Annotated in this window: 22 protein-coding genes and 1 pseudogene; 16 read left to right on the plus strand and 7 right to left on the minus strand. The window is 66.9% G+C overall.

Annotated elements, in window-relative coordinates:
* From QZY06_RS07185 to QZY06_RS07230, 10 genes and pseudogenes are all read left to right on the plus strand, one after another.
* Nucleotides 1-155, plus strand: a pseudogene (locus tag QZY06_RS07185) (imidazoleglycerol-phosphate dehydratase); the annotation flags it as partial.
* Nucleotides 156-233: 78 nt separating this feature from the next.
* Nucleotides 234-878, plus strand: coding sequence for an imidazole glycerol phosphate synthase subunit HisH (gene hisH / locus QZY06_RS07190; RefSeq protein WP_295682170.1), 645 nt, complete (start codon nt 234-236; stop codon nt 876-878).
* 147 nt (nt 879-1,025) lie between these two features.
* A complete protein-coding gene (gene hisA / locus QZY06_RS07195; RefSeq protein WP_022976356.1) occupies nt 1,026-1,751 on the plus strand; it encodes a 1-(5-phosphoribosyl)-5-[(5-phosphoribosylamino)methylideneamino]imidazole-4-carboxamide isomerase in 726 nt (241 codons plus the stop codon).
* Between the two features lie 24 nt (nt 1,752-1,775).
* A complete protein-coding gene (gene hisF, locus QZY06_RS07200) occupies nt 1,776-2,570 on the plus strand; it encodes an imidazole glycerol phosphate synthase subunit HisF (protein ID WP_293387135.1) in 795 nt (264 codons plus the stop codon).
* Nucleotides 2,567-2,950, plus strand: coding sequence for a phosphoribosyl-ATP diphosphatase (locus QZY06_RS07205; protein WP_295682175.1), 384 nt, complete (start codon nt 2,567-2,569; stop codon nt 2,948-2,950). Before hisF ends, QZY06_RS07205 begins: the two co-directional genes overlap by 4 nt.
* Before the next feature lie 41 nt (nt 2,951-2,991).
* Nucleotides 2,992-3,231 carry a Sec-independent protein translocase subunit TatA gene (tatA, locus tag QZY06_RS07210; protein ID WP_022976353.1) on the plus strand — a complete coding sequence of 80 codons (240 nt, stop codon included), beginning with the start codon at nt 2,992-2,994 and terminating at the stop codon, nt 3,229-3,231.
* Nucleotides 3,232-3,278: 47 nt separating this feature from the next.
* Nucleotides 3,279-3,692 (plus strand): Sec-independent protein translocase protein TatB, encoded by a 414-nt coding sequence (tatB, locus tag QZY06_RS07215; RefSeq protein WP_295682178.1) that lies wholly within the window; start codon nt 3,279-3,281, stop codon nt 3,690-3,692.
* On the plus strand, nt 3,685-4,440 hold the full coding sequence (gene tatC / locus QZY06_RS07220; protein ID WP_295682182.1) for a twin-arginine translocase subunit TatC: 756 nt from the start codon (nt 3,685-3,687) through the stop codon (nt 4,438-4,440). Before tatB ends, tatC begins: the two co-directional genes overlap by 8 nt.
* A 121-nt stretch (nt 4,441-4,561) precedes the next feature.
* A complete protein-coding gene (locus QZY06_RS07225) occupies nt 4,562-5,245 on the plus strand; it encodes a response regulator transcription factor (RefSeq protein WP_295682187.1) in 684 nt (227 codons plus the stop codon).
* Between the two features lie 27 nt (nt 5,246-5,272).
* Entirely contained in the window at nt 5,273-6,562 is a 1,290-nt protein-coding gene (locus QZY06_RS07230) for a HAMP domain-containing sensor histidine kinase (RefSeq protein WP_295682189.1), read from the plus strand.
* Here QZY06_RS07230 and QZY06_RS07235 read toward each other — a convergent pair.
* The 3 genes from QZY06_RS07235 to ampD are packed head-to-tail and all read right to left on the minus strand — an operon-like array spanning nt 6,522 to nt 8,847.
* Nucleotides 6,522-7,406: a helical backbone metal receptor gene (locus QZY06_RS07235; protein ID WP_295682192.1), complete on the minus strand. Its 885-nt coding sequence runs from the start codon at nt 7,404-7,406 to the stop codon at nt 6,522-6,524. The two genes, QZY06_RS07230 and QZY06_RS07235, sit on opposite strands and share 41 nt — an antisense overlap.
* Nucleotides 7,406-8,296, minus strand: coding sequence for a cobalamin biosynthesis protein (locus tag QZY06_RS07240; RefSeq protein ID WP_295682194.1), 891 nt, complete (start codon nt 8,294-8,296; stop codon nt 7,406-7,408). Before QZY06_RS07240 ends, QZY06_RS07235 begins: the two co-directional genes overlap by 1 nt.
* A complete protein-coding gene (ampD, locus tag QZY06_RS07245; protein WP_367275581.1) occupies nt 8,293-8,847 on the minus strand; it encodes a 1,6-anhydro-N-acetylmuramyl-L-alanine amidase AmpD in 555 nt (184 codons plus the stop codon). Before ampD ends, QZY06_RS07240 begins: the two co-directional genes overlap by 4 nt.
* A 127-nt stretch (nt 8,848-8,974) precedes the next feature.
* Between ampD and QZY06_RS07250 the strand changes: the two genes are divergently transcribed.
* Complete coding sequence (locus QZY06_RS07250; protein WP_295682198.1) at nt 8,975-11,764, plus strand: pitrilysin family protein; 2,790 nt, start codon at nt 8,975-8,977, stop codon at nt 11,762-11,764.
* Between the two features lie 123 nt (nt 11,765-11,887).
* Here the strand turns inward: QZY06_RS07250 and QZY06_RS07255 are convergent, their stop codons facing one another.
* Nucleotides 11,888-12,226: a hypothetical protein gene (locus tag QZY06_RS07255; RefSeq protein WP_295682200.1), complete on the minus strand. Its 339-nt coding sequence runs from the start codon at nt 12,224-12,226 to the stop codon at nt 11,888-11,890.
* A 92-nt stretch (nt 12,227-12,318) separates the two neighbouring features.
* On the opposite strand from QZY06_RS07255, the gene QZY06_RS07260 reads away from it, so the two are divergent.
* Nucleotides 12,319-12,795 (plus strand): tRNA (cytidine(34)-2'-O)-methyltransferase, encoded by a 477-nt coding sequence (locus tag QZY06_RS07260; RefSeq protein WP_295682204.1) that lies wholly within the window; start codon nt 12,319-12,321, stop codon nt 12,793-12,795.
* Here the strand turns inward: QZY06_RS07260 and QZY06_RS07265 are convergent.
* On the minus strand, nt 12,765-13,862 hold the full coding sequence (locus QZY06_RS07265) for a glycosyltransferase family 9 protein (RefSeq protein ID WP_295682207.1): 1,098 nt from the start codon (nt 13,860-13,862) through the stop codon (nt 12,765-12,767). The two genes, QZY06_RS07260 and QZY06_RS07265, sit on opposite strands and share 31 nt — an antisense overlap.
* Nucleotides 13,863-13,937: 75 nt before the next feature.
* On the opposite strand from QZY06_RS07265, the gene QZY06_RS07270 reads away from it, so the two are divergent.
* From QZY06_RS07270 to QZY06_RS07285, 4 genes are read left to right on the plus strand one after another with little or no spacing between them, the layout of a single operon-like run.
* Nucleotides 13,938-15,020: a glycosyltransferase gene (locus tag QZY06_RS07270; protein ID WP_295682209.1), complete on the plus strand. Its 1,083-nt coding sequence runs from the start codon at nt 13,938-13,940 to the stop codon at nt 15,018-15,020.
* Nucleotides 15,017-16,063: a glycosyltransferase family 4 protein gene (locus QZY06_RS07275; protein WP_295682212.1), complete on the plus strand. Its 1,047-nt coding sequence runs from the start codon at nt 15,017-15,019 to the stop codon at nt 16,061-16,063. Before QZY06_RS07270 ends, QZY06_RS07275 begins: the two co-directional genes overlap by 4 nt.
* Nucleotides 16,060-17,088 (plus strand): glycosyltransferase family 9 protein, encoded by a 1,029-nt coding sequence (locus QZY06_RS07280; protein ID WP_295682220.1) that lies wholly within the window; start codon nt 16,060-16,062, stop codon nt 17,086-17,088. The genes QZY06_RS07275 and QZY06_RS07280 overlap by 4 nt, the downstream gene beginning before the upstream one ends.
* On the plus strand, nt 17,085-18,119 hold the full coding sequence (locus tag QZY06_RS07285) for a hypothetical protein (RefSeq protein ID WP_295682223.1): 1,035 nt from the start codon (nt 17,085-17,087) through the stop codon (nt 18,117-18,119). The genes QZY06_RS07280 and QZY06_RS07285 overlap by 4 nt, the downstream gene beginning before the upstream one ends.
* Before the next feature lie 6 nt (nt 18,120-18,125).
* Here the strand turns inward: QZY06_RS07285 and QZY06_RS07290 are convergent, their stop codons facing one another.
* Nucleotides 18,126-19,133, minus strand: a complete 1,008-nt coding sequence (locus QZY06_RS07290; protein ID WP_295682226.1) for an NAD(P)H-dependent glycerol-3-phosphate dehydrogenase — start codon at nt 19,131-19,133, stop codon at nt 18,126-18,128.
* Between the two features lie 27 nt (nt 19,134-19,160).
* Entirely contained in the window at nt 19,161-19,673 is a 513-nt protein-coding gene (secB, locus tag QZY06_RS07295) for a protein-export chaperone SecB (RefSeq protein ID WP_295682229.1), read from the minus strand.
* Nucleotides 19,674-19,810 lie beyond the last annotated feature (137 nt).

Genomic DNA, 19,810 nt, shown 5'->3' on the forward strand with positions numbered 1-19,810 from the left:
CCAAGGTGAGCCTGCACGTCGACTGTCTGCGTGCCCGCAACGCGCATCACGTCGCCGAAACCATCTTCAAGGCGTTCGGCCGCGCGCTGCGCATGGCCGTGGAGTTCGATCCGCGCGCCAATGGCGCGATGCCGTCGACCAAGGGCGTGCTTTAAAGCCCCCAGCCTGCCGGATTCCACGATGTCCGCTCCCTGCTGTTCCCCTCCCGTTCGTCTGTTGCGTTCTCCGTCCTGATGGAAAAGATCGGCGTCATCGATTACGGCATGGGCAATCTGCATTCGCTCGGCAAGGCGCTGGAGCGGGTGGCCGGCAACCAGCGGATCGTCATCAGCTACGACCCGGAAGAGCTGATCGCCTGCGATCGCCTGGTGTTGCCCGGCGTCGGCGGCGTGAAGGCGGCGATGAACGAGTTGCGTCGCCTGGAGCTCAACCAGATGGTCGTCGAAGCCTCGCGCAAGCGACCGCTGCTCGGCATCTGTCTGGGCATGCAGGTACTACTCGATCGCAGCGAAGAGAACGGCGGCGTGCCGGCGCTGGGCCTGATCCCGGGCGATGTGATCCGTTTTGCGGACCCGCCGCGCGATGCCGTCGAACGGCTCAAGGTGCCGCACATGGGCTGGAACCGCGTTCGCCAGACCCGGCCGCATGCCGTGTGGGCCGGCGTGCCGGAAGACAGCTGGTTCTATTTCGTGCACAGCTATCACGCCGCGCCGGTGCATGCCGAGCATGTGCTCGGCAGCAGCGAGTACACCAAGGTGTTCGCGGCGGCAGTGGCTCGCGACAATATCGTCGGCTTCCAGTTTCACCCGGAAAAGAGCCAGTCGGTGGGCTTGCGGCTGCTCGGCAACTTCGCGCACTGGAACGGTGAAAGCCGCTGAGCCCATCCATCTGATTGGGGTCGCCTTGCCTAGCTCCAGGCTTTGCGGCACAGTTTCGATCAATCATCAACGCCTGACGTTGCCCTTCGAGGCGTCGCGTCCGAACCTTCAAGACCTCGCCTCCGGGCAACCCGCCGACTGCTCCCCATGCTGCTGATTCCTGCGATTGACCTGAAGAATGGCCAGTGCGTCCGCCTGCGCCAGGGCCGGATGGATGACGTCACGGTGTTTTCCAACGATCCCGCCGAGGTCGCCCAGCGCTGGGTCGACGAAGGCGCGAGCCGCATCCACGTCGTCGATCTCGACGGCGCGCTGAAAGGCACCCCGGTGAACCTCAAGGTGATCGAGCGGATCGCCAAGGTCTGCGGCAACGTCCCGGTGCAAGCCGGCGGCGGCGTCCGCGACGAAGACACCGTGCAGGCCTATCTGAACGCCGGCGTCAGCTACATCATCATCGGCACTAAGGCGGTCAACGCGCCGCATTTCCTGCGCGATCTGTGCCTTGAATATCCGCGCCACATCATCGTCGGCATCGATGCCAAGGACGGCCGCGTCGCCGTCGACGGCTGGTCGAAGCTGTCGGCCCATGGCGTCATCGACATGGCCAAGCAGTGCGAGCATGACGGCGTCGAAGCGATCGTCTACACCGACATCGGCCGCGACGGCATGATGGCCGGCTTCAACGTCGAGGCCACCCGTGACCTCGCCCGTGCAGTGAAGACCGACATCATCGCCTCCGGCGGCGTGTCGACAATCGAAGATCTGCATCTGCTGAAGTCGATCGAGGAAGACGGCGTCATCGGTGCCGTCATCGGCCGCGCGCTGTACGAGGGCGGCCTGCAGTTCAAGGATTGCCTGAAGGCTGTCCAGTAGTTCATCCCCCGGCGGTCTCCCAGAATGCTTGCCAAGCGCGTCATCCCCTGTCTCGACATCAACGCCGGCCGCGTGGTCAAAGGCGTGAAGTTCGAGGACCTGCGCGACGCCGGTGACCCGGTCGAAGTCGCCCGCCGCTACGACGCACAAGGCGCCGACGAACTGGTGTTCCTCGACATCACCGCGTCGAGCGACGATCGTCCGACCCTCTTCAAGACCGTCGAAGCCGTGGCTTCAGCGATCTTCATTCCGCTGACCGTCGGCGGTGGCGTGCGCACCTGCGCGGACGTTCGTGCGCTGCTGTCGGCCGGTGCCGACAAGGTATCGATCAACACCTCGGCGGTGCTGCGGCCGGATTTCGTCACCGAAGCCAGCGATCGCTACGGCGTGCAGTGCATCGTCGTCGCCATCGATGCCAAGCGGGTCTCGAAGAAAGGCCAGCCGCCGCGCTGGGAAATCTTCACCCACGGCGGCCGCAAGGCCACCGGGCTCGACGCCATCGAATGGTCGGCGCTGATGGTGGCCAAGGGCGCCGGCGAACTGCTGGTGACCAGCATGGACCGCGACGGCACCAAGTCCGGTTACGACAACGAACTGCTGCGCGCCATCACCGATGCCGTGCCGGTGCCGGTGATCGCCAGCGGCGGCGTCGGCACACTCGAACATCTGGAGCAGGGCCTGAGCCTCGGCGGCGCCGATGCGGTGCTCGCGGCCAGCATCTTCCACTCCGGCCAGCACACAGTCGGCGAAGCCAAGCAGTATCTGACCCGCCACGGCGTCACCGTGCGCAGCCCGGCGCCGCTCGCGTTCACGATATGAGCGGCGATATCAGCGGCAATCCGGGCGTGACTGCGGCGCCCGCAGCCGATGTGCTCGAGGCGCTGTATGCAACCTTGCAATCGCGCAAGGGCGGCGATCCGGCGAAAAGCTATGTCGCCAGCCTGTACGCCAAGGGCACCGACACGATCCTCAAGAAGATCGGCGAAGAAGCAGCGGAAACAATCATCGCCGCGAAGGATTGTGCATCCGGCGGGGCACTTGAACGCGTAAAGATGGTTCATGAAGTGGCCGATTTATGGTTTCACGTCATGGTCTTGTTGGCCGCGTATGATGTACCGCTCTCGGCCTTGACCGATGAGCTGGCGCGCCGGACGGGTCGGTCCGGACACGATGAAAAGGCGTCGCGCAGCCCGTCATAACCGGCCTTCTGGCCGCATCCGAATCGAATCAGGAGCACACCATGGGCAGTTTCAGCATTTGGCACTGGTTGATCGTGCTGGGCATCGTCATCCTCGTGTTCGGCACCAAGAAGCTGCGCGGTGCCGGCGGCGATCTCGGCGCTGCCGTCAAGAATTTCAAGTCCGCGGTCAAGGAAGGCGAGGCCGAAGGCCAGAAGAACGCCGAAGCGCTGCGCGCGGAGATCGTTCCGCCGCCACCGCCGCCGCAGCACACCGGCGACAAGCACGACGAAAAGGTCTGATCGTCTCGATCACGTCCTGACCCGCCGCCACCGATAACCAGCGCGCCATGCTCGACATCAGCTTTTCCGAGCTGTTGCTGTGCTTTCTCGTGGCCCTGGTCGTGCTCGGCCCGGAGAAGCTGCCGCGGGTTGCGCGCGGCATCGGTCGCTGGACCGGTCAGGCCAAGGCCTACATGCGCAATCTCAGTGCGGAGCTGGATCGCGAATCGCATGCCTCGGAGCTGAAGCAGCAGATGGCCGATGCCCGGCGCATCTTCGACGAGGAATCGACGGCGATGAAGCGCGAGTTTCACGGCGCTGCAGAGCAGGGCCGCAATGCGATGAGCGATTCGCTGCCGGCGGCCGACACGACGCCGACGCACAGCGAAACGCCGGTAACGCATATCCCGGCACCAGCACCGCCGCGCGCCGCCGACGCCCCGTCGTTCAGCGAATCGAAGACGCCAGACAAGCATGTCTGAGCCGGAATCAGCACCCGAACAACCGCTGCTCGCCCATCTGATGGAGCTGCGGACCTGCGTGGTCCGCGCGATGTTCGGTTTCATCATCGTGCTGCTGCCGCTGCTGTTCTTCGCCGGCAAGCTCTATCACTTCCTGGCCACGCCGATGATGAAGCTGCTGCCCGCCGGCAGCAGCATGATCGCCACTGAAGTTGCAGCACCGTTCCTGACGCCGTTCAAGCTCGCCGCCGTCGTCGCTTTCGCGCTTGCGCTGCCGTGGATCCTTTATCAAATCTGGCTGTTCGTGGCGCCGGGTCTGTACCGCAACGAGCGCCGGCTGATCATGCCGATGCTGGCCAGCAGCACCCTGCTGTTCTATGCCGGTGTGGCGTTCGCGTACTACCTGGTGCTGCCGACGGTGTTCAAGTTCTTTGTCACCTCGGCGCCGGAAGGGGTCGCGGTGATGACCGATGTCTCGAAGTACCTCGACTTCGTGCTCAAGCTGTTCCTCGCCTTCGGCTTCGTGTTCGAAATGCCGGTGGCGATCGTGCTGATGGTGCTGACCGGCTTCGTGACGCCGGCCCAACTCGCCGCCAAGCGCGATTACGTGCTGGTCGGCGTGTTCATCGCGGCAGCGGTGCTGACCCCGCCGGACGTGCTGTCGCAGATCATGCTCGCGGTGCCGGCGTACCTGTTATACGAGTTGGGCATCCTGGTGGCCCGCTGGGTAGCACCCGTGCCGGAACCGACGGAATCGACCGACGTCTGAGGGTCGCCCCAAGGTCGCAAGAAGGTTTCTGGCAGCGCCGGAATTCGTCCCCGGAAGTCGGCGATGACATTTCATTCGCATGGGCTTGATAAATTGGGGCTGACCCAACCTGAGATCGACCATGCACGTGCTGCTTGTTGAAGACCACCCGGACCTGGCCGCCAACCTAGGCGATTTCCTTGGCAACCACGGCCATAGCGTCGATTTTGCCGCCGACGGCCCCAGCGGCCTGCGTCTGGCCCAGGCACAGCGCTTCGACGCCATCGTCCTCGACCGCCTGCTGCCCGGCCTCGATGGCGCGAGCGTCTGTCGCCGTCTGCGCGCCTCGAGCAGCCGTCACGTGCCGCTGCTGATGCTAACCGCGATGGACACCGTCAATGATCGGGTCGAAGGCCTGCGCGCCGGTGCCGACGACTATCTGGTCAAGCCGTTCGCGATGGTCGAACTGCTGGCCCGGCTCGAAGCGCTGCATCGCCGCGCCACGGCCGCCGGCCTCGACCGCGTGCTGACCCTGGCCGATCTCGAATTCGATCTCGATACGCTGATCGCTCGCCGCGGCGGCGAAACCATCAGCCTGACGCCGGCGCTGCGCAAGCTGCTGGAACTGCTGATGCGCGACACCCATCGCGTCGTCACCCGCGAGGAACTGGAGCGCCGTCTGTGGGGCGATGCGCCTCCGGAAGGCGATGTGCTGCGCGCCCATATCTATGCGCTGCGTGTCGCCATCGACAAACCCTGGCCGAAGAAACTGCTGCACACCATCCACGGCAGCGGCTACCGCCTGGCCGACCTCGGCGACGGCTGATCCCGTCTGACGTTTCGAAAGCCCGCGATGGCGACCAAGGCCGAGGTTTCGTCCGGCCATCTGCGACGGCGCCTGACTGGTGCGCTGATCGCGCTGACGGTGGCAGCGGCGATCATCCTCAGCACCTTTGTCTGGGTCACCGAGCGCTGGATCGAGCGCGGCAGCGTCGAAACGCTGATGGAACGCGAGCTCGACTACCTGATCCGGATCGGTGCGCAATCCAGTACTCGCGACATCGTCGACAGCAGCGACGATCTTGAACCGGCGCTGCTCTACTACCGCCCGGCCTGGGGCGGCAGCGTGCCGGCGCCGCTGCGCAAGCTCAATACCGGCTGGCATCGCGACGTCAAGATCAGCGGCAATGCGTTCCAGATCCTGATCCGCGATCTGGCGCCGGACGATCGCGTCTACCTGATGCATGACATCTCGCCGCTGGAAGCGCGCGATCAGCGCCTGGTCGGCTCCTTCGGCTTCGGTCTGGCGCTGGTCAGCCTGCTGGCGATCTGGGGCGCACGCCGGGTGGCCGATGAAGCGCTGTCCCCGCTGGCCAAGCTGGTGGCGCAGATTCGCGGTCTCGATCCGGAAAACGGCAGTACCCGCCTGAAGCCCGAGGACGATCCGGAACTCGATGTGATCGCCGATGCGCTGAACGGCTACATGGCCGAACTCGATGCGCTGATCGAGCGCGAGCAGGCCTTCGCGGCGGCCGCCAGTCACGAACTGCGCACGCCGCTGGCGGTGATCCGCGGTGCCGCCGAACTGCTGGAAGCGCGGCCGGCCGATCCGTCGCGGCCGTTGGCGCGCATCCAGCGCGCCGTCGCCCAGGCCCAGGAAGATCTCGACGCGCTGCTGGCCTTGTCCCGGCTGCGCGAATCGCCGCGCGCCTGGAATCTCGATCTGGAACAGCTGCTGCCCGAATGGGCGGAGATGGATGCCGGCTCGACCAAGCTGATCTGGCGCATGCAGCCGACCCTGCTGACCGCCGCGGCCGGCAGCATCCACGTGATCTTTTCGAACCTGTTGCGCAATGCCGTGCGCGCCGCCGGGCCGGATGGCGAAGTGATTGTCGAACTGGATCAGCAGGCGCTGCGGGTGATCGACAACGGCCCCGGCATTCCCAATCACGAGTTGCCGCTGGTGTTCGAACCGCACTTCCGGGGCCGCGATGGCGGCACCGGCATCGGCCTTTACGTGGCGCGGGCAATGGCGCGCCGCCACGGCTGGCAGCTCAGGCTCGACAATCGCAATGAAGGCGGCGCGATCGCCACCCTGCTGTTCAGTGCGCCGCCGCGTCCGATTTCGGCGGGCGCCGCCTGAGTTCGGCAAGCTTGCTGCGCGCCTGATCGAAGGCTGTGCAGACGGCGACCACGCCATCGAGCATGCGCGGACTGGCGCGGCCGAGCAGATCAGGATCGATCGCGTAGAGATTGCCGGCCTGGGCCACCGGCGCGCTGCCCAGCCGCGCCCAGTAGGCGCGGATCGCCGCAGCACTTTCCTCGCGGCCGTAGAGCACCACTTCGGGCGCGGCGGCGAGCATCGCTTCCTGGCCGATGGCGGCCGAGATCGTCGGCAGCGCGGCGAACACGTTGACGCCGCCGCACAGGCTCATCACTTCCGAGATCGGGCTGGCGGCGCTGATCGTGTAGGCCGGCGAGGTTTCGATCTGGTAGACGGCGCGGATCGCGGGTTCATCGCGATGCTGTGCGCGCAGGCCGGCCAGACGCTGGCGGTAATCGTTCGCCGCCGTGGCCGCGGCTTCCTGCGTGCCGAGCCAGCCGCCGACCGTTTCCAGCGCCGCGCCGATGCTGTCCAGTGTGTTCGCCTGCAGCCAGACCACGCGCAGGCCGAGCTTCTGCAGACGCGCGACCTGATCCGGCGGTGTGCCGTCGGTCCAGGCGATGATCAGATCCGGCCGCTGCGCGAGCACGGCTTCCAGATTGATGTTCCAGGCGCCGCCGAGCTGCGGAAGTTTGGTCACAGAAGCCGGGTAGTTGCTGTACTCGGACACCGCCACCAGCCGCGCACAGCCGCCCGCCGCACAGACCAGTTCGGCCAGATGCGGCGCCAGGGTGGCGACGCGTTGTGCCAGCGCTGCGGCGCTTGCCGCCGGCATGGCCAGCGCCACGGCCAGCAGCAGGAGAAACTTGAGTTGATGCCGCATCAGGCGACCCAGACGCCAGCCGAAAACAGCGCCGCCAGCGCCAGTAGGATCAAGGTGGCGCGAGTTTCCATGCGCAGCACTTCGGCCAGGGTGGCATCGAGCGAGGAGGCGATCATCGGCCCGCTGCCCGGCGCATCTTCCCAGTCCAGCGAGGCATTGGCGGCTTCTGCGAGCAGGTTCCAGGTGCGCCGCTGCCAGCCGGCCTGATCGGGTGACGGCGGTTCGGCATGGACCCGTTTCAGCGCTTCCAGCGCATCGTCCATGCTGCCGGCGAGGCCGAACAGCAGTGCGGTCAGCCGCGCCGGAACCCAGGCGAGCAGGCCGTGCAGCAGCGCCGCCTGGCGTTGCGCGCCCGGCGATTCGATGACCGTGCCGATCCGGCTGGCAACGCGATACAGCACTGCACCCGCCGGCCCGGCGACGATGAACCACAGGCAGGTGCCGAAGCGCCGCTCGTGCGACTGGATGAACAGCGCGCCGAGCAGCGAGCGGTGATCGGCATCCGGCGTCGGGCCGTGATGCAGCAGGCGGGTCAGCCGGGCGACCGTCGCAGCGTCGCCGGCAGCGCGGGCAGCCCGCAGTCGCTGCACGTCCTCGGCAAGATCGCGTGGACCCAGGCAGACCAGCAGCGCGGTGGTCGAGAACAGCAGTTCTGCGAGCAAGGTGTGAACCTGGGCGTAGAGCCAGCCGGTCAGCGCGGCCAGGCCGAGTGCCAGCAGCCAGGGTGCGAACGACTGCTGACGCAGCCAGAATATGAACGGCTGCTGGCGCAGCCAGGCGGGCAGCCGCAGCCACAGCTGCTCGAGCAGCGCCGACACGCTGCCGCCGTCGCGGTGCGTCGACAGCAGGCGTTCCAGCCCCAGAGCCAGCAGCAGGGCGAGCAGGGTCATGGCGCTGCGATCCCCAGTGCGGCGCGCAGCCGTGGCCAGTCGAAATGCGGACCGGGATCGGTCTTGCGCCCCGGGGCGATATCGCTATGGCCGGTGATCGCTGCGCGCGGCAGTTGCGGATAGTGGGTGTGCAGCCAGCGGATGGTGTCGATCAGCGCCGCGTATTGCGCGTCGGTGAACGGCTGCGTGTCGCTGCCTTCCAGCTCGATGCCGATCGAAAAATCATTGCAGCGCGAACGGTCCTGCCAAGTGCTCGCGCCGGCATGCCAGGCGCGGCGGTCGAACGGCACGTACTGATGGATGCGGCCGTCGCGAAAGATGCATAGATGGGCAGAGACCTGCAGCCCGGCGATGGTCGCGAAATAGGGATGCGCGGCCGGGTCGAGCCGGTTCAGGAACAGATCGTCGATATAACTGCCGTCCGGCGCGTCCGGATGCGCGTCGTAGGTATCGGGCGGCAGCGAGATGTTGTGGATCACGATCAGTGCCAGATCAGCCGGACCGAAGCGCTCATCGCAATTCGGTGAAGCCCGCCAGACAGCGCCCGGCAGCCGCTGTGCGGTGGCGTTCGCGGCCGAGGGAACGCAGTCGACGGACACGGGGTCAGACACGCAGACTGCCGCCTGCATTGCGGCCTTCGCAGGCCCTTTCTCGAACAACAATCATCCGGGGTTCTCCATGCGCATCATTGTCACACTGGCTGCGGCGTTCTGCCTCGGTCTCGGCACCGCGTCGGCTGCGACCAAGGTCAAGCCCGCGCCCGGCAAGGCCGACGCCCAGTCGGTCACCGCCAGCCTGCCGACCATCGATGTGCCGTTCGAGAAATTCCAGCTGGCCAATGGCCTGACGGTGATCGTTCACGAGGATCACAAGGCGCCGCTGGTCTCGGTCAACGTCTGGTACCACATCGGTTCCAAGGATGAACCCGAAGGCCGCCACGGCTTCGCGCATCTGTTCGAGCACCTGATGTTCAACGGTTCCGAGCACTACAACGACGAATTCTTCCGCGCGCTGGAACCGGCCGGCGCCACCGGCATCAACGGCAGCACCAATCGCGATCGCACCAACTACTTCGAAACGGTGCCGACAGCGGCGCTCGATCTGGCGCTGTTCCTAGAATCGGATCGCATGGGCCATCTGCTTGGCGCCATCGACCAGCCCAAGCTCGACGAGCAGCGCGGCGTGGTGCTCAACGAGAAGCGCCAGGGCGAGAACCAGCCGTACGGCTCTCTGCGGGAGATCCTGTCGCAGCAGAGCTACCCGCCTGGCCACCCGTATTCATGGACGACCATCGGCTCCGAAACCGATCTCAACGCGGCGACGCTCGATGATGTGAAAGCCTGGTTCAAGCGTTACTACGGCCCGAACAACGCGACCCTGGTGATCGCTGGCGACATCGACGTGGCCACCGCGAAAGCCAAGGCCGAGCAGTTCTTCGGCGCCATTCCAGCCGGTGAGCCGGTGCTGCACGCCAAGGCCTGGGTCGCGCCGATGAGTGGCGAGAAGCGCATCGAGGTCAATGACCGCGTGCCACTGCCGCGGCTCTACATGATGTGGAATCTGCCCGGTGACGGCGAGCGCGACACCGTGCTGCTCGACCTGTTCTCGGATCTGCTCGCCAGCGGCAAGACTGGTCGCCTGTTCGAGCGGCTGGTCTACCGCGACCAGACCGCGACCGCGATCAGCGCCTCGGTCAGCAGCGACGAAATCGCCGGCCAGTTCTCGATCGTCGCCAGCGCCCGGCCCGGTGCCAGCCTGGCGCCGATCGAAGCGGCGGTTCGTGAAGAACTCAAGCGCCTGATCGACCAGGGCCCGACCGAGGCCGAGCTACAGCGGATCAAGACCCAGCGCTACGCCGATCTGCTGCCGGCCTTCGATGGCGTCGGCGCCAAGGGCCAGCTGCTGGCCGCCAACGAGCTGATGCACAACGATCCGGCGCACTATAAGAAAGAGCTGGCCTGGGAACGCGAGGCCACCGCCAACGACATTCGCGATGCAGCGCGCCGCTGGCTCGGTGACGGTCGCCTGGTGCTCGAAGTGCTGCCGCAGAACATCGATCAGGCCGCCAAGCCCGAAACCGTCGATCGCTCGAAGCTGCCGGTGCCGGCCGCCTCGGCGGCGCTGTCCTTGCCGCCGCTGGTCCGCACCACTTTGAGCAACGGCCTGAAGCTCGCGGTGATGGAACGCCGCGGCGTGCCGCTGGTCGAGATGGCACTGATCGTCGACGCCGGCCGCGCGGCCGATCTCGGTGCCGGCGATGGCGGCAAGTCCGGTCTGGCTGCGCTCACTTTCGGTCAGATCGACGAGGGCACCGGCACGCTCGATGCGCTGACGATCGCTCGCAAGCAGGCCGATCTCGGCATCTCGATCGGCGCCTCGACCAGCCGCGAGGTTTCGATCATCAGCCTGTCGTCGATCAAGCCGAGCCTCAAGCCGGCGCTCGATCTCTACGCCTCGATCATCCGCGCGCCGAGCTTCCCGGCCGCTGATCTGGCGCGTGGCAAGCAGAACCTGCTGTCGGCGATCGTTCAGGAAAAAGCCTCGCCGAGCGGCCTGCTGCGCCGTGTGCTGTCGAAGCAGATCTATGGCGAAACGCATCCTTACGCCTACACCGGCAGCGGCGAGGAAGCTGTGGTCGCCGGCATCACGCGCGAGGATCTGGTTGCCTTCCATCAGCGCTGGGTGCGGCCGGACAACGCCACCTTGCTGATCGTCGGCGATACCTCGCTGGCGGAAATCCAGCCGTTGATCGAAGCCCGCTTCGGCGACTGGCAGGCCCCGCAGGCGAAGCCGCCGATCAAGCGCATTCCTGCTGTCGCGCTGGCCGCCAAGCCGCGCGTGTTCCTGCTCGACAAGCCGGGCGCGACGCAAAGCATCGTTGCTGCCGCCAACATCGCCCCGGACGGCCAAGCGTCTGGTCAGGAAGCGATGTCGACCGCCAACACGGTGCTCGGCGGCCAGTTCATCTCACGCCTGAACCTGAACCTGCGCGAGGACAAGCATTGGAGCTATGGCGCCAGTTCCAGCGTCACCCGCACGCGCGGCCCGCAGGTGTTTCTGGCGCAGGCCGCGGTCGAGCGCAATCGCACCGCGGATTCGATCGTCGAGATGCAGAAGGAGTTGCGCGACATGGTCGGCAAGCGTCCGCCGACCGCCGCCGAAGTGGACGCCGCCAAGCGCGCCGATCTGCTGGCGCTGCCCGGCAGCTTCGAGACGGCGGGGCAAGTGGCTGGCGCGTTTGCCAGCAGTATCGAACTGGGCCAGCCGGATGACTACTTCAATCGCCTGCCGGGTCTGATCAGCGAGCAGACGCCGGAAGCAGTGGCGGCTGCCGCGAAGCAGCTGGTGCGGCCGGAAGCGCTGACCTGGTTCGTGGTCGGCGATCTCGCCAAGATCGAAGCCAGCGTGCGCAAGCTCAACCTCGGCGAAGTCAGCGTGCTCGATGCCGATGGCAAGAAGCTGCGCTGAATCCGGTTTCGACCAGCAATGAAAAACCCCTGATTCCGTTATTCGGAATCAGGGGTTCGTGCTCGGGCTCCGGATTCCGGCTTTCGCCGGGATGACCGCGCTATCGCGAGGTCAGTTCACGTCTCAATTCACGCCTTGGCCGAGCGGACGGGTGAACGTGAAGGTCGCCGGTTCGACGACCAGCGACTGGGCCGGATCGGCGAAGTTGCCGGCCAAGGCCTGGAACGGCAGCGAGACGACGAACACTGCCGTGCCGAGCAAGGTCGCAGCCAGACCCAGCGGCCGGGCGATCAGCAGATCGGCGGCCATGGCCATGCCTGATGGCGCGCCGGTGTTGTCGACTTCGTAGCCGCTGCCGTTGGTACCACTGCTCCCACTTGAACTCTGGGCACTCGCCGAGGCCGCCGCCAGCGACAATACGGCGCCAGCCAGCACACTCAGACTGCGGGAAGCGATCGCCATGACATTCTCGAAATGATTGAAAAATTGCAGAAAGGCAGCCTAGGCGGGGGTGGAGGTGGTGTCAATCGGCCGCGACTGCCCGGGGCGCCGCGATGATCCAGGTTGCGCTGATCGAGCCGGAAATTCCGCCGAACACCGGCAACGTCATTCGTCTGTGCGCGAACAGCGGCGCTGCGCTGCATCTGGTGCGGCCGCTCGGTTTCACTCTGGATCACGCCAAGCTGCGCCGCGCCGGGCTCGACTACCACGAGCACGCCGCGATGCAGGTACATGACGACGTCGCCGCCCTGCGTGCCGCCACCGGCAACGCGCGCTGGTTCGTGTTCACCACCAAGGGCAGCCAGCGTTATGACCAGGTGCAGTGGCAAGCCGGCGATGTGCTGCTGTTCGGGGCCGAGTCACGCGGGCTGCCGGACAGCCTGATCGAAACGGTGCCGCTGGAGCGGCGCGTCTATCTGCCGCAGCGGCCGGGCATGCGCAGCCTGAATCTGTCGAACGCGGTGGCTGTGGCGGTGTATGAAGCCTGGCGCCAGCTGGCTTATGCGGGGGCTCGCGAACCCAATAGCTGAGCCGCTGCAGCGATTACCCGCGCCGCGGTCATCCGATCGAGGCAGTCCGAGGGGCTGGCGGTGTGCCGTTCACAGCCTTCCTGCAGGCAGGGAATGCAGCCGATCTGGCGGCCGTGATCGCCTTGCAGAATGCCAGTGGCGCCGATCCGCTGAAACGGCACCGCCAGCCGCCAGGGGCTGTCGGCCTCGCCATCCCAGCCCTGCGGCCACGGCCCCCAGGTGACCGGGCTCGAGGGCCCGAACAGCGCCAGGGTCGGCGTGTTGCAGGCGGCGGCGAGATGGGTCACCGAGGTATCGGGGCCGACGAACAGGCGTGCGGCTTCGATCATCGGCGTCAGCGCGGCGAACGGCAGGCGGCCGGAGACATCGATGACGCTTCCCTCCGGCAGATTGAGTCCGGCCAGCAAGATGCTGACCGCCGCCCGCTCGTGCTCGGCAGGCCCGCCGCTGATGACCACGCGCAAACCCTGCGCGGCCAGCCAGCGGATCAGTGCCCGCCAGCCGTCGTCGGTCCAGGCCTTGTAGCGATACATCGGTTGCGGATGCAGCACGGCGTATGGCCGATGGCGCCAGTCCGATCCGAGCACTGAATCGAGCACCGAGTCATCGGCTGGTCGGGGCGGCACCACCTCCGGCACCCGCGCGATGCCGAGCGCATCGGCCAGCAGCAGGCTCTGCACCACGGTGTGCAAACGCGCGGGATCGTGGATGACGATGGTCTTTAGCAGCCAATGCTTCCAGCGCGTGTTCAGCGAGCCGACGGCGGCGCGTCGGTCGCTGGCGATCCAGGCCGCGTAATGGGCGCGGTCGCTATTGGTCACGGCCACCGCCAGGTCGTAGCGCCGCCACAGCCGCCGAAGCAGTGCGAGCTGGCCCTGCTTAGGCATCGCGATCACTTCGTGCAGATCGGGATTGCCGGCCAGTACGCCGGCAGTCGGCGCGAACACCAGCGCGTCGATCTCGGCATTCGGGTAGGCCTGCTTCAGGCTGCGGATCAGCGGTGTTGCCAGCAGTACATCGCCGAGCCGGCGCAGGCAGATGACGAGAAGGCGTTGTGGCGGATTCAAGGGGATCAGGAGGGCAGGCGGTACTGCGATAATCTAGCCCGGTTCCCGCATGCCCTCGTTCCTTTCCACGCCGACGTGTCCGCGCAGCCCTTCATCCTGTTCGTTCCCGCGTATGGCCGAGGCGGTTATGGCGAATTCGTGCGCGCCGTGCTGCTGGCACAGGCGACGAAAGCGCGCTGGCCGCAGATGCGCATCGAATTCCTGCTTCCCGGCGGGCCCGGCACCCGAACCGACGCGCCGTTCCCAAGTATTTGCCACGACGGCGAGGCGGCCACCAAGGGCCAGTTCGATCTCGAACACATCGAGCGCCTGCGGCCCGATCTGGTGATCTTCGATTCCGCCTGCCGCAGTCCGACCCTGCGCCACTGGCGGCGGCTCGGCATTCGCACCGCTTACGTCACCAGCCTGGTCGGCGGCCGGCGCAAGGCGTTCCGGCTCGACTGGCTATGGCTGCTCGACGAGCACTGGCATCAGCGCGAAGACCTCACCGCTGCGCCGTTCACGCCCTGGCAGCGCCTGCTCGATCGTCTTGGCCGCACCCGGCGGCGGGTCTTCGATACCTGCTTCTCCGACGCTGCGCCCGATTTCGCAGCACTTCCGGCCAGCGTGCAGCCGCTGCTCGATCGGGACTATGTGCTGTTCTCGCCGGGCGGCGGCGGTTACCGGATCGGCGATCGGCCGGTCGCGGAAATCTTTCTCGAAGCTGCCGAGCGGCTGCAGGCGCAGTCCGGTCTACCCTGCCTGATGATTCTCGGCCCGCTGTACGCAGCACTGGCGACTGCGAAAGCCGGCGAGTCACAGGTGCATTGCCTCGTCGAAGTGCCGCAGGCCACGTTCATGGGCCTGATGCGCAAGGCGCGGCTGGTGGTCACCAACGGCGGTCACAGTCTCGATCAGGCACTGGCCTGCGGCGCGATCAGCGTTGCTGCGGCACTCGGCGGCACCGATCAACCGGGCCGGATCGCGGCTTACCGCGATGCCGGCTGGGTGCTGGAATCGATGCCGGATACCGAGTCCCTGGTGGCTGCCGCGCAAGCGCTGCTCGGCGATCCGGCTCGCGAGCAAGCACTGCGCAAAACGCTGGCCGAGCTGAAGGTCGCCAACGGCATTCCGGTGATGCTCGGCGGCATCGCCACGCTGTTGCGGTTGCCGGCATGAAGGTCGCCCTGGTCCATTACAGCCTGCGCCGCGGCGGCGGCATGGAGTCCTACCTCGCCGATCTGGTGCGCGGCTTCCGCGCGGCCGGCGATACCGTTGATGTCTGGGCGCGCGAAGTCGATGGCGACTGGGCACGCGCCCTCGGCGCCAACGCCTATCGCCTGCTGCCCTTGCCGCTGCCGCGCGCATTCCGCAACCGCGTGTTCGCTTCCCGCATCGCCCGACTGGAACTGACCGAGCGCTATCCGCTGGTGATCTCGCTGGCGCGCACGCGGGGTCACCACATCGCGATCAACGGCGGCACCCATCCCGGTTTCTGCGCGGCGATGCAGCGGCCGGATTCCGCGCACGATCGCCGCGAAACACGGCTGGAACGGGCGATGCTCGACAGCGCGGAAACCGTCGTCGCCCACTCCGCGACCTTGGCGGCGCAGATCCGCGAGTTCTATCCGGACACCATCGATCGCTTGCGGGTGATCTACCCGCCGGTCGACGAACAGCGCTTCTCGCCGCGCGATGAGCGCGCGCGCGCCGTCGCCCGGCAGGCGCTCGGTCTGAAGGCGGACGACATCGCTTTCATCTTCCCGTCGATGGATCACGCCCGCAAAGGTCTGGGCCCGCTGCTCGATGCATTCGCGCAGCTCGACGAGCCGCGTGCGCGCCTGCTGGTTGCCGGCCGTGCGGCGCGCAAGGAACTGCCGCCGCGGGTCACGCCGCTCGGTTACGTCGACGACATGCCGGCGCTGTACGCGGCGGCCGACTGGACGGTGCTGCCATCGCGCTACGAGCCGTTCGGCCTGGTGATCGCCGAATCGCTGGCCTGCGGCACGCCGGCGATCATCGGCCGCGAAGCCGGCGTCGCCGAGCTGATGGACGCCGACGATGGCCTGAAGCTCGACGAGATCAGCCCGCCGGCGATCCTCGCCGCGCTGCGTCTGGCCTGCGCTGCACCGCACCGCGTTGCCCCCGGTTTCGTCGCTCGTCACAGTCTGGGTCTGGCTGCGCATATCGCGGCGCTGAAGCAATGCCGGAGTGCGGGATGAGTGTTGCGGCGAAGGACCTGCTGCATGCGGCGCACCGCGTCGTGGTGCTCGATTTCGGCGGCCTCGGCGATCACATCCACAGCCTGCCGACCTTGTGGCTGATCCGGCAGAGCGCGCCGCAAGCCGAGCTGCACGTGGTCGGCACCGCCGGCTTCTACGGGCCGCTGACGCCGTGGATCGAGCACACGCATCTGTACGTGAAGCGCGGCCTGCGCGGCGATCTGGCCTTTCTCGGCTGGCTGCGCGGCCTCAAGGCCGATGCCGTGATCGCGATCACCGGCAGCAATCACGCCTGCGCGTTCGTCGGCTTGAGTGGCGCTGCGCTGCGCGCGGCGCGCAAGGCCGATGCGAACAAGCGCTGGCGCTGGCAGCCCTGGCTGCTGAACGCGGTGGTCGAGGCGCCCTACCACGAGATGCCGATGTATCGCAGCCGCTGGAATGCGTTCCGGCAGCTGGGTCTGGATGGCGAAGCGCCGGCGTTTCCGGTCGCCATCGATACCGGCCTGCGCCGCGCTGCCGGCGTCGACGAGGACGGCTATCTGCACCTCAGCGCCAGCGCTTCCGACGACCGCCGCGACCTGCCGATGGCGCAGATGATCGCACTGTGGAATCAGCTGCACGCCCGCTTGCCGGACCATCGCATCGTCGTCTCCGGCAATGCCACGGCGCGCGGCCGGGAACGGCTGGCGATACTGGTCGCCGGCATCGACTTCAAGCCTTGGCGAGTCTTCGACGGCACGCTCGATGTGCCGGCCTTCCTGTCGGTGCTGCAGGGCGCCGTGCTGCACATCGGCCCGGATTCCGGCGGCCTGCATGTGGCACGCGTTGCCGGCACGCCGTCGGTGTCCTGGTTCCGGCCCAACCACCATCTGAACAACTGGTTTCCGGATGATCCGGAAAAGCATCTCGCGTTCGTGGCGCCGGAATCCCGCGACGATGGCCTGTACGGCATCGCCACCGGAACCCTGATCGAGGCCGCGCTGAGTCTGCTGCCGGCGACGGCAAGGGCAGTGGCAACAGCGTGAGCACTTCGCGTTTTGTGCTGTTCGTGCCGCAGCACCAGGGCGGCGGCACCGGCGAGTTCTTCCGGCTGCTGACCGTGGCGACGGCGCTGCATGCCGCCGATGCCTCGGTGCGCATCGAGTTCCTGATGCCCAAGGCCTGTCGCCTGCGGCCGTTGCTGCCGTTCCCGCATACCGAAAGCGATCTGCCGGACGAGCAGCGCCAGCAGTTCCATGCCCGCGAGCTGGCGCGGCTGAAGCCGACGATCGTCGTGTTCGACAAGACCTGCCGCGGCAGCATGCTGCGCCTGTGTCGGCGGCTGAAGATCCGCAGCGTCTGCATCAGCGACGAGCCCGGCACTTGCGGCAAGACCTTTCGCGCCGACTGGCTATGGTCGCTCGACGAGCACTGGCACCAGCGCTATCTGCTCGGGCGGCCGGCGTTCAGCGCCTGGCAGCGCCTGCTGGCGCGGATCAGCAGCACCCGGCGCGTGCTGTTCGATGTCTGCCAGCTCGAAGACGCGGTGGCCGCGCTCGCACCGTCATCGCCGTACCTGCTGTTCGTACCCGGTGGTGGCACTTATCGGATCGATGGGCGAACCACCGCCGAACTGTTCATCGAAGCGGCCGACCGCGTCGCCAGAGCCACCGGCATGCCGGTGCTGGCGATCGGCCAAGCCGTTTCTGGTGAAGAGCCCGGCGATCGGCGAGTCACCGTGCTGCCGCCGCAGCCGCAAGGCCAGCTGATTGCGCTGATGCGCGGAGCGACGATCGTCGTCACCGGCGGCGGCCATCTGATCAACCAGGCGATCAGCGTTCGGGTGCCGACGGTGTCGATGCCGCTCGGCGGCAGCGATCAGAGCTTGCGGGTGGACGACTTCGCCAGCCGAGGCTGGACCGTGGCGGCGCAGCCGCAAGTCGATGACATTGCCGACAAGACGCTGCAATTGCTTGGCGACACGGCGGCGCTGCAGACGATGCGTGAGCGCCTGCAGACGATCGAGATCATTCAGGGTGTGCCGCTGATGGTCGAGTCGCTGCTGCGGCGGCTCTGAGAAGCCTCAGCCCAACTCTGCGCGCAACGGCCGTTCGGCGAGCCGCTTCAGCGCTTCGATCGGCGATACCTGGCCAGCGATCACCGCGCCGGCCATTTCCAGCAGCGGCATGTCGACACCGAGCCGATGCGCCAGCCGCAGCACTTCCGGTGCGGCACGTACCCCTTCGACCACGCCTTCGATCGCCGCCCGGGCCTGCTCCGGCGTCGCACCTTCGCCGAGCTGGATGCCGTAACGGCGGTTGCGCGACTGGTTGTCAGTGCAGGTCAGCACCAGATCGCCAAGGCCGGCCATGCCCATCAGCGTTTCCGCTTCGGCACCGAGCGCGGTGGCCAGCCGGGTGATCTCGTTCAGGCCGCGGGTGATCATCGCCGCGCGGGTGTTGGCACCCAGGCCCAGACCATCGGCAATGCCGACCGCGATCGCCAGCACGTTCTTCGCCGCGCCACCGATCTCGACACCGATCAGATCACGCGAGGTGTAGGCGCGGAAACCGTCGCCGTGAAAACGCAGCGCCATCCGCTCGGCGAACGCCGGATCGTTCGAGGCAACGGTCACTGCCGTCGGCAGACCAAGGCCCAGTTCCTTCGCGAAGGTCGGACCAGAGATCACCGCAACACTCCGGGTGACACCGAGTGCCGCGCCGATCACTTCATGGGCCAGCCGTCCGCTGCCCGGCTCCAGGCCTTTGGCCGCGCAGGCCACGCCCTGCTCCGGGCGCAGCAGGGTGCTGAGCCGCTCGCAGGTTTCGCGTAGCGAGTGACTCGGCGTGGCAATGACGATGTCGCCAGATTCGGCGACCACGCGAGCGAGATCGCTGGTCGCGATCAGCGGCGCCGGCAGCGCGCAGCCTTTCAGATAGACCGCGTTCTCCCGGCTTTCCTGGATCGTCGCCATCGTCGTCGCATCACGTCCCCACAGGAACGCGGGCGCACCGCGACGCGATAGCTGAATCGCCAGTGCGGTCCCGAACGCACCAGCGCCGAGAACCGCGACAGGGATCTGCTCAGACATGCCGCCGCTCTGAGCTAGCCGAAAGCCTTACTGAACCGTCGTCGGCGCAGCGCCGTTGACGCCGTTCGCAGCCTGCTGGGCGAGGTGCTGGGCGTAGAGCGCATCGAAGTTGATCGGCTGCAGCATCACCGGCGGGTAGCCGGTACGGCTGATCAGGTTGGCGATCGCTTCGCGGGCGAACGGCAGGATCACGCTCGGGCAGTACGCGGCGAGCACGTGCTGCAGTTCGCCGCCGTCCGGGAAGTTGGCGAGCTGGAAGATGCCGGCCTGATGCACTTCAACCAGGAACGCGGTTTCTTCGCCGATCTTGGCGGTGACCGTCACCTGCAGCATGACCTGGAAGATGCCGGGGTTGAGCATGTCGATCGCGGTGCCGACCTGCACATCGATCGCCGGTGGCGTCTCGTTGGTCAGGATGCGCGGCGCGTTCGGCATTTCCAGCGAGGCGTCCTTGAGGAACAGGCGCTGCAGGAAGACCTGACGGGCAGGTGCGTCTTCAACGGTGGGGACGGACGGCGGAACCGGGTTCGGAGTGCTCATGAATTCAATGATCGTGCGGACGGTGGATGCAGGTTGCGGGTGTGATGCAGTGACACGGTGCGGCTGGCTGCGCGAGAAATCTGCTCAGCCTTCGCGCAGCAGCGGATCGAGCTGGCCGGCGCGGTCGAGCGCGGCGA

The organism is uncultured Nevskia sp. (genome assembly GCF_903885465.1).
In the GTDB taxonomy this organism is placed as follows: Bacteria; Pseudomonadota; Gammaproteobacteria; order Nevskiales; family Nevskiaceae; genus Nevskia.